The organism is Pelagibacterium lentulum, from assembly GCF_003992625.1.
Taxonomy (GTDB): Bacteria; Pseudomonadota; Alphaproteobacteria; order Rhizobiales; family Devosiaceae; genus Pelagibacterium; species Pelagibacterium lentulum.
Genome location: NZ_RZMW01000004.1, coordinates 1 through 16205 on the forward strand (window position 1 = coordinate 1; position 16205 = coordinate 16205).

Consider the following 16205-nt stretch of genomic DNA (forward strand, 5'->3'; position numbering starts at 1 on the left):
GCGGGGATAAGTTTTCGTTTATTCCTCGAAAAGCCCGGCGCTGTCGCGGTCGCGTGGATAGTGCTTTTTGAGCGGAAAGGGTGGAAGCCAGGCCTCGCGGCGGATCGTCCAGTTCTCGTAGGTCGGCATCAACTGGTTCGGGGCATCGAGGGCGCCCAGATGCACTTCGATTTCGTCGTCGGTGCGGGCAAAGACCGATGAGCCGCATTCCGGGCAAAAATTGCGGCCCTTGTAATCGCGGGTTTCGCCCGTGATCGTCACGGCGTTTTGGGGGAACATCGCCGCAGCGAAGAACAGCGCCCCGTGATGCTTGCGGCATTCCATGCAATGGCACAATCCCACCCGATTGGGTGTGCCCGTCGCCACAATGCTGACGCTGCCGCACAGGCAGCCGCCGGTGTATCGGTCCATGATGCGCCCCTCTTGCTGGTTTTGGAGTGGAAGGCTATCGCGGCGGGTGGCGCAAGGCAATCGAGGGTGAAGGTGGGGAAGGATTGGTGTGGCTAGCGACAATGTGGCGCGTGAGGTGGTGAGTGCCGGTGACGGAGATTCCATCTAAGGGCCACGTCAGCGTAGTCTCAAAAGACGGAGGCGTTCAGACAGTCATAGTTGAAACAGGTTTCATGGATGAGTCTGCCAAGTCTACATTTAGTGGCTTGGCCCGGTTTTCCACAGCCTATTTAGGCATTCTGTGGATAACTGTTGATTGCGATGCCCGAATCGGAAGAGAATGGTGTTTGCGCTGGACTCTGAGAAGTCTTACCTGCTACCTATGTGGTATGGAAAAAGCGTTAATGCCCTCCCAAGTTGATGACGGTTCCGTCGAGAGCAGGCTCGCCGAGGAGAAGGTGCGCTTGGTTCGAGTGCTGATTGATGCGTTGCCGCCCCAGCGGCGTGATGATCTGATCCGTGAATTAACCAGGTCTCTGTTCTCTGATGTCGGAGCGAGTACGCCCACCGAGGCACTTTCGAATGTTTTGAAGTTTGCGCCGCGTGGACAAGTGGTGACAGCTGCAGACCTTCGCAAGGGAGTGGTAGAGCAAGGGATAGAGGCCGAGCCTAAGGAAATATATAATTCGATCAGTTATTTGATCCGCACTGGCGCGCTTACACGGCTCGGGTATGGGCGCTATAAGGTGCACGGGATGGAGATTTCGACTTCGGACGATTTTGGAGGTGAGCAAGATCGTCACGAGGATTTGTCTGATGACCTTTATTGAGGCGACCGGCATAAGCCGGTCGCCTTTTTTGACTTTGAGTGTAGTACGGCGGAGCCCTTGCAAAGCAGCCGAACTACAGAACCGAAACCAGAAGGAGGCGGTAAGGACCGACATGCCTATGGCTTCATCTGTCGCAGTCTAAGTCAATTTGGTTGACGGTACATTAGCGTCGCCAGCCATTTCAACACTCCCCATTTTACACATCTCGAACGCGACGACAATGTGTCCGTCGCGAAAGGAAAAACTATGGCTAAGCGTAGCCCTTGGCATTCCAAAGCACCCAACTCTCGCAAGGTTCATCACGACGAAACGACCTGTACCGAGGGCAATAACATCGAGTCGTATAACAAAGTCTCCGGAACCGGTGGCTATCCGAAGTGCGATCATTGCCGCCGCATTAGCGGCTGACCCATACCTTAGAACAATGGCGGCGTCGCCGCCATTGTTCCCTTTGCCAACCGATTGAAAGACAAGCGATATGGAAGACGGACTTTATAAGGCAAGTTTCTCTGGGCCTTTGGGCGTTGGAAACGGTGTAGTCGTCGTTCGCCAAAACAAATTTAGCGGTGGCGACAGTGTCATTGCCTATGTTGGCAGCTTCGGGCAAAGCGGGGATAAGATTTCCGCCGAGCTTCAGACATTTAGGCACAGCGGCGGCGGCTTCAACGTCTTGGGGCAGGACAGTGTGAATGTCAGCCTTTTGGGCTCGATTGCGGCAAATAACACGGTGATCCTGAAAGCCGAACGCATTCAATTTTCTGTTACGCTAACTCGCATTGCTGCATAACGCGATTTGCAAAAAAGCCCGCCCTCTTGATCTGAGGGCGGGCTGCTTGTCTAGATCGCAGAAGATTTAGCTCAACTACACCCGGTCGTTGATCCGCATGTGTCACACTTGAGGCAGGTGCCGTTACGGACGAGGGTGAAGTTCTGGCATTCCGAGCAGGCTTCGCCGACATAGCCCTTCATCTGGGCCTCTAACCGCAGGGTGGTGGCGTCTTTGGCGGTCTTGAGCGCTTCGAGCGGGGGCAGTTCGGCTTTGGGGGCTTCCTGTTCTTCCGTCTTTAGCGCCGTGCCCTGCTTGAGTGCCGTAACCGTCTGGCTTTGCATGGCCTGGACCGGGTTGGGCAGGTTGAGGTCGCTTGAGGACACCAGCATCAGGTTCTTGTCCTTGACCCGGCCTCTCGTCATGCCGCGCGAGACGAAACGCTCGGCCGAGACGGGCGAGGGGCTGGACCGGTCCTTGATGGCATTGTCCTCGGACACGCCCTGGCCAATCGAAGTCGCGCCCGCATCCGGGGTGACATGGGCCAAATCGGTGCGGTCGAGATAGGAAATAGCCAGTTCACGGAACACGTAATCGAGGATCGAGGTCGCGTTCTTGATCTGGTCGTTGCCCATGACAAGGCCAGCCGGTTCAAACCGGGTGAAGGTGAAGGCCTCGACATATTCATCGAGCGGCACGCCATATTGCAGGCCAAGCGAAATGGCGATGGCGAAATTGTTCATCATGGCGCGGAAGGCGGCGCCTTCCTTGTGCATGTCGATGAAGATTTCACCCAGACGCCCATCGTCATATTCGCCGGTGCGCAGGTAAACCTTGTGCCCGCCGACAATCGCCTTCTGGGTGTAACCCTTGCGGCGCGAAGGCAGCTTTTCGCGGTCGCGAACAGCCTTTTCGATGATGCGCTCGACGATCTTTTCGGCAACCATCGGCGCGCGCTCGGCAACGGGCAGGGCGGCGAGTTCTTCGACCTGATCCTCGTCCTCATCATCGTCGGCCAGCAGCGAGGAATTGAGCGGCTGGGAGAGTTTGGAACCATCGCGGTAAAGCGCGTTGGCCTTCAGAGCCAGCTTCCAGGAGAGCATGTAGCTTTCCTTGCAGTCCTCAACGCTGGCGTCGTTGGGCATGTTGATGGTCTTGGAAATCGCGCCCGAGATGAAGGGTTGGGCAGCAGCCATCATGCGGATGTGACTTTCGACCGAAAGGTAACGCTTGCCGACCTTGCCGCAGGGCGTGGCGCAATCGAAAACCGGCAGATGCTCGGATTTGAGGAAGGGCGCGCCTTCCAGCGTCATGGCACCGCAAACGTGGATATTGGCCGCTTCGATGTCCTTCTTGGAGAAGCCAAGGAAGGGCAAAAGCTCAAAGGTCGGATCGGAAAGCTGCTCGTCGGTTACGCCGAGTTCCTTAAGAAAATCAGCGCCAAGCGACCATTGGTTAAACACAAACTTGATGTCGAAGGCAGACTTCATGGCCGCGTTGAGCGCGGCGATCTTGTCTTCCGGGAAACCCTTGGCGGCAAGAGTCGCCGGGTTGATCGCCGGGGCCTGGTTCATGTTGCCATGACCGACAGCATAGGCTTCGATCTCGGCAATCTGATCTTCGGAATAGCCAAGGGTGCGCAACGCTTCGGGCACGGCGCGGTTGATGATCTTGAAGTAGCCGCCACCGGCGAGCTTCTTGAACTTGACCAGCGCGAAATCAGGTTCGATACCGGTGGTATCGCAATCCATCACCAGACCGATGGTGCCGGTGGGCGCAATAACGGAGACCTGCGCATTGCGGTAGCCGTGCTTTTCACCCAGCTCAAGCGCTGCATCCCAAGCCGCGATTGCCCGGTCGATCAGATTTTGATCGGAGCAGGCGGCATGATCGAGCGGGACGGGGGCAATCGAAAGCTTTTCGTAGCCATCGGCCTTGCCGTAGGCGGCATTGCGGTGATTGCGGATGACGCGCAGCATGTGCTTGGCGTTGCGCTTGTAATCCTTGAAGGCGCCGAGTTCTGAGGCGATTTCTGCGGACGTGGCGTAGGAGACGCCGGTGAGGATCGCCGTCAGCGCACCGGCGATGGCGCGACCTTCGTCGCTGTCATAGGGGATGCCCGAGGTCATCAGCAGGCCGCCGATATTGGCGTAGCCGAGACCAAGGGTGCGGTAGAGGTAGGAGCGCTCCGCAATGGCCTTTGAGGGGAACTGGGCCATCATTACCGAAACTTCGAGAACCAGCGTCCAGAGGCGGACTGTGTGCTCGTAATCGGCGGTGTTGAACACGCCATCCTTGCCGCGATAGGGCAGGAGGTTGATGGACGCCAGGTTACAGGCCGTGTCATCGAGGAACATATATTCCGAGCACGGGTTCGACGCGTTGATCTGGCCGGCTTCAGGGCAGGTGTGCCAGTCGTTGATGGTGGTGTGGTACTGGATGCCGGGATCGGCACAGGCCCATGCGGCGTAGCCGACAGACTCCCAGAGATCGCGGGCCTTGAGGGTCTTTGTGACCTTGCCGGTCTGGCGCGCGGTCAGGTTCCATTCGCCGTCATTTTCGACAGCCGCCAGGAACCCATCGGTGACGCGCACCGAGTTGTTTGAGTTCTGGCCCGAAACGGTGAGATAGGCCTCAGAGTCCCAATCAGTATCGTAGATGGGGAAGTCGAGATCAGTATAGCCTTGCTTGGCGAACTGAATGACGCGGAAGATGTAGTTTTCCGGCACCAGAGACTTCTTGGCGGCCTTCACTTCACGCTTGAGCGCCGGGTTCTTGTTGGGATCAAAGCAATCGTCGCCATTACCTTCGCAATTGACGGCGGCTTTCATGATGAGTTTGAGGTGCTTTGAGACGGTCTTGGAGCCGGTGACAAGCGCTGCCACCTTCTGTTCTTCCTTGACCTTCCAGTTGATATATTCCTCGATATCGGGGTGATCGATATCGATCACGACCATCTTGGCGGCGCGACGGGTGGTGCCGCCCGACTTGATGGCGCCCGCCGCACGGTCGCCGATCTTCAAAAAGCTCATCAGGCCAGAGGACTTGCCGCCGCCCGAGAGCTTTTCGCCCGAACCGCGCAGGGCGGAGAAATTGGTGCCGGTGCCCGAACCATATTTGAACAGGCGCGCTTCACGGACCCAAAGGTCCATGATGCCGTTTTCGTTGACGAGGTCATCGTCGACAGACTGGATGAAGCAGGCGTGCGGCTGGGGATGCTCGTAAGCCGATTTGGACTGCACGAGCTTTCCGGTGAAAGGGTCAACATAAAAATGGCCCTGGCCGGGGCCATCGATGCCGTATGCCCAATGCAGACCGGTGTTAAACCATTGCGGGGAATTTGGGGCAACGCGCTGGGTGGCGAGCATGTAGCACAGCTCGTCATAGAAGGTGCGGGCATCGTCTTCGGAGGTGAAATAGCCGCCCTTCCAGCCCCAGTATGTCCAGGTGCCGGCGAGACGGTTAAAGACCTGCCGCGAATCCATTTCCGGGCCAAAGCGTTGGTCTTCGGGGAGTTTGGCAAGTGCCTTTTCGTCGGGGACCGAACGCCACAGCCACGAGGGAACATCGTTCTCTTCGACCTTTTTTAAAACCTTGGCGACACCGGCCTTGCGGAAATACTTCTGCGCAATGATATCTGCCGCGACCTGGCTCCAGCTCGCAGGGATAGCAATATCCTCGAGCTTGAACACCACAGACCCGTCCGGGTTGCGGATTTCGCTGGTTGCGCTTTTGAATTCAAGGCTCGCATAGGCGGACTCGCCCGCCTTGGTGAATCGCCGCTCGAAATGCATTCTCTTTTATTCCCCAAACTGGCCACGCACTTGCCGACAGGTGCCCCTGCAAGTGCCGTTGACCCCAAAGATCGTGTTGGTATGTGCCGCAGCTTGATCAGCATGCTTGGGCCCACCTTTTTCGATTCTTTGGATCAACGTCAATCGGCAGAAATCGACTACCCGTTGTATGCAGGGTACCCTTCAGGCCTAAATATAGTGTATCTGGCTGTGGATAGCGAGGAAATTGGGGACAATGGATGACAATGTGATCGGAGGTCTTAAAAGCGTCATTTGGGCAAAGGTTAATGAAGTGTTGTTTTGGCTTTGCCCGCTAAGTGGCGGTTCTGCCTGCAAAGTTTGACTTCAAATTGCTCAAGTGAGTCGGCCTCAATCCCTGTCAAGCGCCAAAATTTTGCCCTTATGGGCGCTTTTTTTCTGTGGGCAGACCGATAGCGCAATTGCACGACATTTCGATGGCAGCGATCCCGCCCACCGATTGCGGAGATTAGAGGCGGATTGGAGGAAACCGGCCGCCATGGGGCGACCGGTCATAGCTTTCACTCAAGTCAGAGGTTTTCGCCGTAGAACACCTCTAGCTTCTTCATAGCCTCATCGACGCAATCCGGCTTGTCGTAAAGGTCGTAATGGGTCGCCTCCGGCACCACGAGGATATTCTTCTTTTCTGATCGCGCGCGGTTGAACAAGTCAAAACCATCACGATAGGAACCGAAGGCCCCTGTCTGTCCACCGCCGACAATCACCTGCAGCGGTTGGGTCAGCAACTTGTCGGCCAAATGAAACGCATCCCAGTTGAAGGCGGCGCCGGTGCTGGTGACGTTCAGCTTGTTGGGCGAGCCCGGCTGCTGGCCGCGCGGCGTGGTGTAGTAATCCACCGCCTCGACGACATCGACATCCTTGATGCCATAGGATTCGAGCTGAGCCTTCGACTGCGGGATATAGGTCGTAAGAGCGGTCTCAGCACCGCGCGCCTCGGCCGTCCGCTGGGCGCTGATCGCTTCCATCGCCTTGAGCGCCGCGTCAGGCGACAAATCGCCTTCCCGCGCGAGGCGACCGTAGTTGGCCCCGACGATTGTACCAACCGCCTTGAAGCGGCGTTCGGTCATTGCGGCATTCACGGCATAACCACCGCCACCGCAGATACCCAAGACACCAATGCGGTCCTCGTCGACAAAATCGAGCGTGACGAGATAGTCTGCCGCACAACGGAAGTCCTCCACGCGGGTTGCCGGGTCTTCGAGGTATTGGCCAAGCCCACCGCTCGTACCCTGCGTCGAAGCATCGAATGCGAGGGCGACGTAACCCAGTTCCGCCAGCCTGGAGGCGTAGATCGCGGCAGTCTGCTCCTTGCAGGAACTGATCGGGTGCGCCACGACGATGGCAGGGTATTTCTGCGTCTCGTCAAAGTCGTTCGGGACATGCAGGTTGGCAGCCACATCCCAGGTCTTGTTCTTGAAAGTCACGGATCTCATTTTCATGCTCCTTTTCCGACGGTGCCGGATGTGACCGCGGTCCATCCGGTTGATCTGAAGGTAGCAACGACCCTAAATTTAGATTAGACGGTATAAAGTTGATGCTATTATTAGGCTGACTTATAAATGAGCAATGAGAATCTACGCGACCTCAACGCCTTCGTCGTGGTGGCTCAGGAAGGCAGCTTCACGCGAGCAGCCGCACGGCTTGGCGTATCCCAATCTGCGCTCAGCCAGACGGTTCGCAACCTCGAAGAGCGGGTAGGCATCCGCCTGCTCAACCGTACGACGCGCAACGTTTCTCCGACCGAAGCGGGCGACCGTCTGCTGTCATCGGTATCACCTGCACTGGAAGAGATCGACCGTGGGTTTTCGCAGCTTGGCGCGCTGCGTGACCGTCCTGCTGGCATCGTTCGTATCTCGGCTGACGAGTACGCCATCCAGAGCGTGCTATGGCCGGCGCTGGAGCGGTTCCTGCGCGAATTTCCCGAGATCAGCGTCGAACTGACAACCGACTATGGCCGCACAGACATCGTGCGCGAACGCCATGACGCGGGCGTCCGCCGGGGCAAGTTGGTCTCCAAGGACATGATCGCCATGCGGATTGGACCTGACGTTCCGATGGCGGTGGTCGCTGCACCGTCCTGCTTCAAAGAGCGAAGAAGGCCGAATGAGCCGCAGGATCTGGCCGACCATCCGTGTATCAACCTGCGTCTTCCGACGCATGGTGCGCTTTTTGAGTGGACGTTTAGCAAGGGCGCGAAGGACCTGCGCGTCGGCACCCAGGGCCGACTCGTCTTCAGCAGCATTCACGAGGTGCGCCAGGCGTGCCTTTCCGGGTTCGGGCTGGCCTATTTGCCACGCGATTATGTCGCTTGGCACCTTGAAGACGGTCAACTTGTCGAGGTGTTGTCCTCCTGGCGCAAGACTTTCGAAGGTTATCACCTCTACTACCCCAACCGCAGGCAGCATCCCCCGGCGCTGGCTGTCCTGATCGAGGCGTTGCGCTACCGTGCGAAGTGAGGGACGGTTTGCGAGTGGCAGCACTCTGCGGGCTGCGGCTCGAATGGCAATTGTTTCGTTTTCCATCACAAACGGAATTCAAACTGAGACGTTGCCGAAAAATACTAGTGCTTGCCCAATGTGCGTGCTAAACGCGGGCAAAGGATTCAAGCTGTGCGATTTCAATTGCACAGCCGCGCATCAATGAGGCCCATTGGCATGAAACAGTTCATCCTCGAAATCTTTGCATGGTGGCACAAGCAGACGCTCTCAACACGCATCTTTACGGCGCTGCGTGGCGTCAAGGTCGGCGAAGACGAGTTGGGCAATGTCTATTACAAGGGCAAGAAGGATGGTCGGCGCTGGGTAATCTATAACGGTCCTGCCGAGGCCTCAGCGATCCCGCCGGGCTGGCACGGCTGGATGCATTACCGCACCGACGTAGCGCCGTCCGAACAGGACTACAAGGCGCACACATGGGAAAAGCCGCATCAGCCGAATCTGACCGGAACGTCTATGGCTTATCGCCCCGACGGTTCGATTCTGACGCCTGCCTCACGTCCGCGCGTGTCGGGCGATTACGACGCCTGGTCGCCAGAATAAGGCGCTTCAAGCCGGTACGGGCAATGCCCTTCAAACCACTTAGATCAGCATTTTGCATGGCCCTTGCGGGAGGCGTTCTGGTATGGGCAACCACATCGGCTATTGCCCAGCCTGTTGCCAATCCCGTTGCTGTCTTCACGGGTCTGGACAAGATTACAGGGCGGATCACGATCTTTGATGTCTATATCGACGAAACCGTGCAGTTCGGGTCGCTACAGCTGACGCCGCGCGCATGTCATTCGCGCCCAGCCAGCGAGGCGCAGGACAGCATTGCCTTTGTTGAAGTCGATCAGGTGTCATTACGTTCGACGATGCGCCGAATCTTTTCTGGCTGGATGTTCGCCGAGAGCCCGGCGCTGCACGCAATCGACGATGCGGTCTATGACATCTGGCTGGTGGACTGCAAAACTGCTTCGGATATCCCGCCACCAAGCCAACGCTGAAAATCGTTATCGAAAAATTGGCAACCATTCGCAGGGGTTGATCGTTTAGCGGTCTGCCCAGCGGGGGGTACGAGATTGTCTGAAACGAGAAATGGAGAAAGATATGCGCGTTCTCTTGGTTTTTATCGCGACCATTTTTATGGCGGTCGGTGCCAATGCGCAGAACATCACGCCAACGGGCGAGTGGATGGATGAATATGGCACGGCTCTGAGCATCTCGGCGTGTGGTGACGACAACACACAGCTTTGCGTGGTGCTGCTGGATGTTCAGGGTGAGTCCCGCACCTCGGAAAATCTAGCCTATGTGAATCAACAGATCATGCAAGCAGACTTGGTTGCTGAAAATCAGTGGCAAGGAACTGTGGTCTTTGAAGGCGCTGAGGCCGAAGGAACATTGACCCAAGTCGATGCCAATACGGTCGAAATCCGAGGCTGCAGGGCGCTTTTGTTCTGCGAAACGCTTGTTTTTCAGCGCGTATAGCCAAAACCACCGATCAGGCTAGCCTATTGAAGTCGGCTGCGGCTTTCAGAGCTTCGCCAAGCCGGGCTTCGTAATGAGCGCGCGAGATTTCGATTGCCCCCATTGAAGCGAGGTGCGGCGTTATGAATTGGGTGTCCAGCAATTTGAATCCCCCTGCGTTCAGTCGATCCACGAGATGGGCGAGCGCGATCTTGGATGCATCGGTGCGCCTATGGAACATGGACTCGCCAAAAAAAGCGCCGCCGATAGCCAATCCATAAAGTCCGCCAACCAGTTCGGAGCCTTCATAAACCTCGACGGTATGGCAATAGCCTTGCTCGAACAATTGGCCGTAGAGATCGATGATCGTGCGGTTGATCCAGGTGTTATCCCGATCTGCCCCTTCGGATGCACAGGCCTCTATCGTCGCTTCAAAATCGTGATCGACGCGGATATCGAACCTGTGCCGACGCAGGGTTTTAGCGAGGCTTTTTGAAACGCGGAAGCCATCAAGCGGGATAATTCCGCGCTTTTGCGGGCTGACCCAGAAGATATCGGGATCGTCCGCGCCTTCGGACATGGGAAATATCCCTGCCTGATAAGCGCGCAGGATAAGCTCTGGCGTCAGTTCTATGTCAAACGGGTCGTTTCGCATGCGATACCGTTTATGGTGGTCTGGAAATGGTGGTTCTCTGCGCTTCCGGTCCTAAAGTACCTTAAGTCCGCTTGTCACGCTCGAAAACCACCGTTTCGACTCACCCTAACCGGAAGCGTGCAATTTTATTCCTTATTGGCCTCAAGATATTTCTCGAGCCAGTGAATGTCGTAATTGCCCGCCTGGATATCGGGCTCCTTGATGAGACGCCGGAACAGAGGCAGCGTAGTCTTTACGCCGTCGACGATAAATTCATCAAGCGCACGATTGAGGCGCTGCAGACATTCCGGGCGGTTGCGACCGTGAACGATCAGTTTTCCGATGAGGCTGTCGTAATAGGGCGGGATATTATAGCCCTGATACACGGCCGCGTCGACGCGCACTCCCACACCACCAGCGGGGTGATAATAGGTGATGCGGCCCGGTGAGGGGGCAAAGGTCTGCGGGTCTTCAGCGTTGATGCGCACTTCAATAGCGTGGCCGAAAAATTCGACCTCTTCCTGCCTGAGCGAAAGCTTTTCGCCAGCAGCGACGCGGATTTGCTCATAAACGATGTCGAAATTGGTAATGCGTTCGGAAACCGGGTGCTCCACCTGCAGGCGGGTATTCATTTCAATGAAATAGAACTCGCCGTTTTCGTAGAGGAATTCGACGGTGCCGGCGCCGGAGTATTTCATCTTGCGCATGGCCGCTGAACAGATTTCACCGATCCTGTTCTGTTCTTCCATTGGAACGGTCGGCGCTAGCGCTTCTTCCCAGACCTTCTGGTGACGACGCTGGAGCGAGCAATCGCGTGTGCCAAGATGCACGGCGTTACCCTGGCCATCGCCGATGACCTGAACTTCGATGTGGCGCGGCTTTTCGAGATATTTCTCCATATAGACCGCATCGTCTCCGAAAGCCGCTTTGGCCTCGGTGCGCGCAGTTGAGAAGGCTGTCGACAGATCGGCTTCGGTTTTGGCAACCTTCATGCCGCGACCGCCACCGCCAGCGGCGGCTTTTATGAGAACGGGGTAGCCAATTTCCGCGGCGGTGCGTTTGGCGTCTGCCTCGCTGGTTACAGCACCCGCTGAACCGGGAACGCAGGGAATGCCGAGTTCCAGAGCGGTCTTTTTGGCCTGAATCTTGTCGCCCATGATCTCAATATGGTGGGCGGACGGGCCAATGAAGGAAATCTTGTGTTCTTCGAGAATACGGGCAAAACGCGCGTTTTCCGACAGAAAGCCATAGCCAGGATGGACTGCTTCGGCGCCGGTTATCTCGCAGGCGGCCAGAATGGAGGGAATGTTAAGATAGCTGTCCTTGGCTGCGTTGGGGCCGATGCAAACGCTTTCGTCGGCGAGACGAACGTGCATGGCGTTGGCGTCGGCCTGGGAGTGAACGGCAACAGTCTGGATGCCAAGCTCCTTACAGGCGCGCAGGATACGCAGGGCGATTTCGCCACGATTGGCTATGAGAACCTTGGAAAACATGGCCACCGGTTTTCCTTACTCGATCACAAGAAGCGGTTCGCCATATTCCACGGGCGAAGCGTCATCGACAAGAATGCGCGTAACCGTACCGGACTTATGGGCCGGGATCTGGTTCATGGTCTTCATGGCTTCAACGATCAGAACCGTCTGGCCCTCGGCAACCTTGCTGCCGATTTCAACGAAGGGTTTTGCGCCGGGCTCAGGCGCCATGTAGGCGGTGCCAACCATTGGGGAGGTCAGCGTGCCGGGGTTGGAGGCAAGATCTTCTGCGGCGGGCGCGGCTGCGGGCGACGATGCAGGGGCCGTAGCAGCGGCAGGGGCGGCCGCGGGCGCAGGGGCTGCATAGCCAGCAGGCGCGCCGACATGAACCACTTCCTTGGCGGGCAGGGTGCGGGTTACGCGGATCCGGAAATCGTCCTGCTCAAGCTCGATTTCGGCCAGATTGGCTTCGTTGACGAGTTCGGCGATGGTGCGGATGAGATCCTGATCGATCTGTGAAATTTTTGCCATTGTTATCCTGTCTCCACAAACCCTGCATTATCGAACGGGTTGTTTGGCTGCGCCTCTTGTCCGGGGCACGATTATCCTGTCCCGCTTATACAATGATGCGCCAAGTCCGCAAAATTGCGAGTGTGACCTCTGGTTCTGGTACACACGGCGCGCTTGCGCAAGCTCGCGTTATACGAAATGCACTGAAAACGCAAAGGATGATGCTTACTAGCTGCAGACTGTGTGTCCGCATTCGCGCATATTGGCGATGCGTCTTTCAAGCTGATCCTTGGAGACTGCGCCGGGAATGACCTCATCGCCGATGATGAAGGTGGGTGTTCCCGACACGCCCAGACCCTGCGCGATCCGGTAAGAGCGTTCGATGACTGCCGTAACGTCGTCATTGTTCATGTCCAACTCAAGCAATACGCGATTGAGGCCGACGCTTTCGGCCGCCGCAAGGGCCACTTCGGCATCGATGGCGCCACGAGCGGAAAACAGCGCGGTGTGGAAGGCGGTATAGTCGGCGCCCTCGCGATTGACCAGAATGCCGATGCGGGCCGCATCGACAGAGCCTTGCGAGAGAATGGGAAATTCCTTGAGAATTATGCGCAGGTCAGGGTCCTGGTCGATGAGGGCAAGCAAATCGGGCACGACCTGCCGACAATAGCCGCAATTGTAGTCGAACAATTCGACCAGCGTCACATCACCATCGGGATTACCCAGAACGATGTTGGCGGGATCGTTGTAGATCTCGTCCTCAAGGCTCGCGAGTGCGGTGCGGGCCTGTTCGCGCTCCTGGGCGCGCAACTCGGTTTCCAGAGCAGCAGACATGCGTTCAAGCAGGCGCGGATTGTCCAACAGGTAGGTTTCTATGGCATCTCCGAAATCGGCTGTGCCGAGTTGCGAAGGTGCTGGATCTTCGGGAGGTTGGGGGGCGATTTCCGCCAGCCGTGCTTCGATGGCAGCGTCGACCAGCGTATCGATATCGGGCGCAGGATGCTGAGGCGGAGCAAGATACAGTGCTGCAACGGCCCCGGCGACGAGGATCAGCGCGGCGGCCAGTGCGGCATTTATCGCTTTTTGCATCATTTACTCCGAATCAGGGGTCGAGCGATTGCGCCTAGTTGGACAAAATGTCGTTGGCACGCAACCATTCCGGGCCGCCTTGCGGCAATTGCTGGGTGGCCTGTCGCGCCAAGCCACGCGCAGTTGGCATATCGTTTCGGGCAGCGGCCGCTTCTGCCGCAGAGAGTGAGGCGTGACCCATCATGCCAAGGCCAGCAAATGCCTGCGATAGCAGAGTGTGGATGCGGACATTGCGCGGCTCGCTGACAGCGGACCGCCGCAATTGTAATACCGCTTCATTGAGATTGGCCGAGCCGCCAGCGCCAATCAGCGCCTGTCCATAAAGGATGCGGATCTGGGTTTCGTCCGGCGCCAGTTCAACGGCGCGCCGCAAGGGGGCTATTGCTTCGACCGGGCGACCAAGCTCATAAAGCATCTGGCCGTATAATTCACGCATATAAGGGTTTGAGGGGGCTTCGGCGATCAGGTTGGGCATGACCTGCAAGGCGCTGACGCCGCCGCCGCCGCGATATGCGGCTATGGCGCGAGCATAGCGGGCCGGCAATGAGCTGTTGGAATTGGGATAGACATTGGCAACGGTGCTCGAGGATTCCAAAAAGCCGGTGATCTTGGCTTTCGCCATTTCCAGCGCACGGATGTCGGCCGATGAATCGCCCTGGTTCCAATAGGGACTTTGGCGAGCCGTTTGCTCGACCTGTTGCAGACGGTCCTGTGCCAGCGGGTGAGTTTGCAGATAGGCGGCGGCGCCCGATCGCTGCACTTGGTTTTCCAACAGGATGCGCAGCGTCTCGACAAGGCCGCGCGGAGACTGCCCAGCCTGTTGCAGGATGCGCAAGGCCGCGGCGTCGGCGGCGCTTTCTTCGGACTGCCGATAGGCAGCGAGCGAATTGAGGCTTGCCGATTGGGAGGCCATGATGAAGGCTGCGGCAGCTTGCGAGACTTCCGGTGCTGCGCCCGATCCCGACGCTGCGGCCATGGCGCCAATGCCAAGCAGCATTGAAATCGCCTGAGCCTGGGCGCGCACCTCCATTTGCTCGCGCAGGCGGGCAATGTGGCCGCCTGCCAGATGTCCGATTTCATGCGCCAGGACTGCCTTGAGCGCGGCTGGATTGGGCGATTCGAGAATGGTGCCGTAGTTGACGTAGATATTGCCATCCTCAGTCACAAAGGCGTTAAACCGACGATCGTTTACGATCACAATGCGCGGCGCGCGCTGAATTCCGGCTGCGCGGAGCAGCGGTGCTGCGAAATTGCGAACCATCGATTCGATTTCCGCATCGCGAATAATGCTGACCTGCTGACCGTGCGAAGGCATGGCTGCGCTAAAAAAAACAGCGATTGCAACAAGATAGGTGAGAAGCGCCTTGGGTTGAAAAAGCAGCTTTTGCACGGTGATAATCCCCTCGAAACCGAAAAAGGAATTTTGTGCTACCATTTTGATCAGTATTAGCAACTGATGCTAATTATGATTTGGTTTGCGCCAATTGGTCCTATTTTTTTTCGGTTTTTAATGCGCGTCGACCTTGAAATAAGGCCGGTTCCAGTTTAACGCCATTTCCATTAATCACAAGTCGGACGATTTCATGACCAGCGACACAATTCGCCCATTTTACGCCCTTGAACTGCTGACCAAGGCACGGGCGCTGGAGGCACAGGGGCGGGAAATCTGTCACCTTGAAATCGGAGAGCCGGGCGGAAAGCCCGCGCCGCGTGTGCTGGAAGCCGTGAAGTCGTGCATCGAGCAGCCGATGGGTTACACCACGGCTAAAGGTATGCTTGCGCTGCGCGAGCGGTTGGCCAGATACTACAAGGAACGCCATGGGGTGAGCGTCGACCCCGAGCACATCATGGTGACCATGGGCTCGTCCAGCGGCTTTATCCTTTCGTTTCTTGCAGGGTTTGCGCCTGGTGCGCGCATTGCTGTCACCCGTCCGGGCTATCCTGCTTATCTCAATATTCTGGCCTCGCTCAATTTTGACGTTACCGAAATTGCTGTTAATGCTTCCAATGGCTGGAAGCTGACGGCAGCGGATATTGAAGCGGCGTACAAGCAGGAACCGTTTGCGGGGCTGCTGCTGGCCAGCCCGGCCAACCCCACGGGTGCAGTGCTCGAGCGGGACGAGCTTGGGGCGATTATCGCTGTGTGCGACAGGCTTGGCATCCGGTTTCTATCCGACGAAATCTATCACGGTCTGAACTATGCGGGGACCGATACAAGTGCGCTGGAAATCAGCGACCGGCATATCGTGATCAACAGCTTTTCCAAATATTACTGTATGACCGGCTGGCGGATCGGCTGGCTGGTGATGCCCGACGATCTCATCCGCCGCGCAGAGATCATGGCGCAAAGCTTGTTTATTTCAGCATCCAGCGTATCGCAGACCGCGGCACTGGCGGCGCTGGATGAGCGCGCCTTTTACAATGAACAGCGGGAGGCCTATGCGCGTAGCCGTTTGACGCTGTTCGACGGGCTTAATCAACTCGGCTTTGGCGAATCCAAGGCTTCGGACGGCGCGTTTTACGCCTATGTCGATGCGTCGCCCTTTACCAATGACAGCATGGAGTTTTGCATGACCATGCTTGAGGAGGCCGGGGTGGCAGCTACGCCAGGGGCCGATTTTGACCGCGCGGACGGGCACAAGTATGTGCGGTTTTCCTATGCGGGCACACCAGAGACAGTGGCCAGTGCATTGGAGCGAATGGAGCAGTTTTTAGGCAGGGGGTGAGGTTGCTGCACTTC

General features: G+C 57.2%; 15 protein-coding genes. 7 read left to right on the top strand and 8 right to left on the bottom strand.

Annotated features, from left to right (window positions below):
• Positions 1–18 precede the first annotated feature (18 nt).
• Positions 19–411, bottom strand: coding sequence for a GFA family protein (locus EO133_RS00945; protein WP_127070591.1), 393 nt, complete (start codon positions 409–411; stop codon positions 19–21).
• 212 nt (positions 412–623) lie between these two features.
• Between EO133_RS00945 and EO133_RS00950 the strand changes: the two genes are divergently transcribed.
• Both EO133_RS00950 and EO133_RS00955 read left to right on the top strand, forming a co-directional pair.
• Complete coding sequence (locus EO133_RS00950) at positions 624–1220, top strand: hypothetical protein (RefSeq protein ID WP_127070730.1); 597 nt, start codon at positions 624–626, stop codon at positions 1218–1220.
• A gap of 478 nt (positions 1221–1698) precedes the next feature.
• Positions 1699–2007 carry a hypothetical protein gene (locus tag EO133_RS00955; protein ID WP_127070731.1) on the top strand — a complete coding sequence of 103 codons (309 nt, stop codon included), beginning with the start codon at positions 1699–1701 and terminating at the stop codon, positions 2005–2007.
• Positions 2008–2078: 71 nt separating this feature from the next.
• On the opposite strand, the gene EO133_RS00960 is transcribed toward EO133_RS00955, so the two are convergent.
• On the bottom strand, positions 2079–5780 hold the full coding sequence (locus EO133_RS00960; RefSeq protein WP_127070732.1) for a vitamin B12-dependent ribonucleotide reductase: 3702 nt from the start codon (positions 5778–5780) through the stop codon (positions 2079–2081).
• A gap of 548 nt (positions 5781–6328) precedes the next feature.
• Positions 6329–7252 (bottom strand): alpha/beta hydrolase, encoded by a 924-nt coding sequence (locus EO133_RS00965; protein ID WP_127070733.1) that lies wholly within the window; start codon positions 7250–7252, stop codon positions 6329–6331.
• Between the two features lie 126 nt (positions 7253–7378).
• On the opposite strand from EO133_RS00965, the gene EO133_RS00970 reads away from it, so the two are divergent.
• From EO133_RS00970 to EO133_RS00985, 4 genes are all read left to right on the top strand, one after another.
• The gene (locus EO133_RS00970; RefSeq protein ID WP_127070734.1) at positions 7379–8275 is read left to right on the top strand and encodes a LysR family transcriptional regulator; all 897 of its coding nucleotides are present in this window, start codon (positions 7379–7381) and stop codon (positions 8273–8275) included.
• Between the two features lie 198 nt (positions 8276–8473).
• Positions 8474–8857, top strand: a complete 384-nt coding sequence (locus EO133_RS00975) for an NADH:ubiquinone oxidoreductase subunit NDUFA12 (RefSeq protein ID WP_127070735.1) — start codon at positions 8474–8476, stop codon at positions 8855–8857.
• Between the two features lie 56 nt (positions 8858–8913).
• Positions 8914–9300 carry a DUF2155 domain-containing protein gene (locus EO133_RS00980; protein ID WP_244640865.1) on the top strand — a complete coding sequence of 129 codons (387 nt, stop codon included), beginning with the start codon at positions 8914–8916 and terminating at the stop codon, positions 9298–9300.
• 91 nt (positions 9301–9391) lie between these two features.
• Positions 9392–9781: a hypothetical protein gene (locus EO133_RS00985; protein ID WP_127070737.1), complete on the top strand. Its 390-nt coding sequence runs from the start codon at positions 9392–9394 to the stop codon at positions 9779–9781.
• A 13-nt stretch (positions 9782–9794) separates the two neighbouring features.
• On the opposite strand, the gene aat is transcribed toward EO133_RS00985, so the two are convergent.
• From aat to EO133_RS01010, 5 genes are all read right to left on the bottom strand, one after another.
• A complete protein-coding gene (gene aat, locus EO133_RS00990; protein ID WP_127070738.1) occupies positions 9795–10415 on the bottom strand; it encodes a leucyl/phenylalanyl-tRNA--protein transferase in 621 nt (206 codons plus the stop codon).
• Between the two features lie 125 nt (positions 10416–10540).
• A complete protein-coding gene (gene accC / locus EO133_RS00995) occupies positions 10541–11887 on the bottom strand; it encodes an acetyl-CoA carboxylase biotin carboxylase subunit (RefSeq protein WP_127070739.1) in 1347 nt (448 codons plus the stop codon).
• Positions 11888–11902: 15 nt separating this feature from the next.
• Positions 11903–12397 carry an acetyl-CoA carboxylase biotin carboxyl carrier protein gene (gene accB / locus EO133_RS01000; RefSeq protein ID WP_127070740.1) on the bottom strand — a complete coding sequence of 165 codons (495 nt, stop codon included), beginning with the start codon at positions 12395–12397 and terminating at the stop codon, positions 11903–11905.
• A 207-nt stretch (positions 12398–12604) separates the two neighbouring features.
• Complete coding sequence (locus EO133_RS01005) at positions 12605–13468, bottom strand: DsbA family protein (protein WP_127070741.1); 864 nt, start codon at positions 13466–13468, stop codon at positions 12605–12607.
• Between the two features lie 31 nt (positions 13469–13499).
• Positions 13500–14855, bottom strand: coding sequence for a M48 family metalloprotease (locus EO133_RS01010; RefSeq protein WP_164734823.1), 1356 nt, complete (start codon positions 14853–14855; stop codon positions 13500–13502).
• Between the two features lie 193 nt (positions 14856–15048).
• Here EO133_RS01010 and EO133_RS01015 point away from each other — a divergent pair, with 193 nt between their 5' ends.
• Positions 15049–16191, top strand: coding sequence for a pyridoxal phosphate-dependent aminotransferase (locus tag EO133_RS01015; RefSeq protein ID WP_127070743.1), 1143 nt, complete (start codon positions 15049–15051; stop codon positions 16189–16191).
• Positions 16192–16205 lie beyond the last annotated feature (14 nt).

Bases quoted from the DNA above. Each gene is read 5' to 3' on its own strand.
- EO133_RS00945 (WP_127070591.1), bottom strand. From the start codon at position 411: ATGGACCGATACACCGGCGGCTGCCTGTGCGGCAGCGTCAGCATTGTG.
- EO133_RS00950 (WP_127070730.1), top strand. From the start codon at position 624: ATGGATGAGTCTGCCAAGTCTACATTTAGTGGCTTGGCCCGGTTTTCC.
- EO133_RS00955 (WP_127070731.1), top strand. From the start codon at position 1,699: ATGGAAGACGGACTTTATAAGGCAAGTTTCTCTGGGCCTTTGGGCGTT.
- EO133_RS00960 (WP_127070732.1), bottom strand. From the start codon at position 5,780: ATGCATTTCGAGCGGCGATTCACCAAGGCGGGCGAGTCCGCCTATGCG.
- EO133_RS00965 (WP_127070733.1), bottom strand. From the start codon at position 7,252: ATGAGATCCGTGACTTTCAAGAACAAGACCTGGGATGTGGCTGCCAAC.
- EO133_RS00970 (WP_127070734.1), top strand. From the start codon at position 7,379: ATGAGCAATGAGAATCTACGCGACCTCAACGCCTTCGTCGTGGTGGCT.
- EO133_RS00975 (WP_127070735.1), top strand. From the start codon at position 8,474: ATGAAACAGTTCATCCTCGAAATCTTTGCATGGTGGCACAAGCAGACG.
- EO133_RS00980 (WP_244640865.1), top strand. From the start codon at position 8,914: ATGGCCCTTGCGGGAGGCGTTCTGGTATGGGCAACCACATCGGCTATT.
- EO133_RS00985 (WP_127070737.1), top strand. From the start codon at position 9,392: ATGGAGAAAGATATGCGCGTTCTCTTGGTTTTTATCGCGACCATTTTT.
- aat (WP_127070738.1), bottom strand. From the start codon at position 10,415: ATGCGAAACGACCCGTTTGACATAGAACTGACGCCAGAGCTTATCCTG.
- accC (WP_127070739.1), bottom strand. From the start codon at position 11,887: ATGTTTTCCAAGGTTCTCATAGCCAATCGTGGCGAAATCGCCCTGCGT.
- accB (WP_127070740.1), bottom strand. From the start codon at position 12,397: ATGGCAAAAATTTCACAGATCGATCAGGATCTCATCCGCACCATCGCC.
- EO133_RS01005 (WP_127070741.1), bottom strand. From the start codon at position 13,468: ATGATGCAAAAAGCGATAAATGCCGCACTGGCCGCCGCGCTGATCCTC.
- EO133_RS01015 (WP_127070743.1), top strand. From the start codon at position 15,049: ATGACCAGCGACACAATTCGCCCATTTTACGCCCTTGAACTGCTGACC.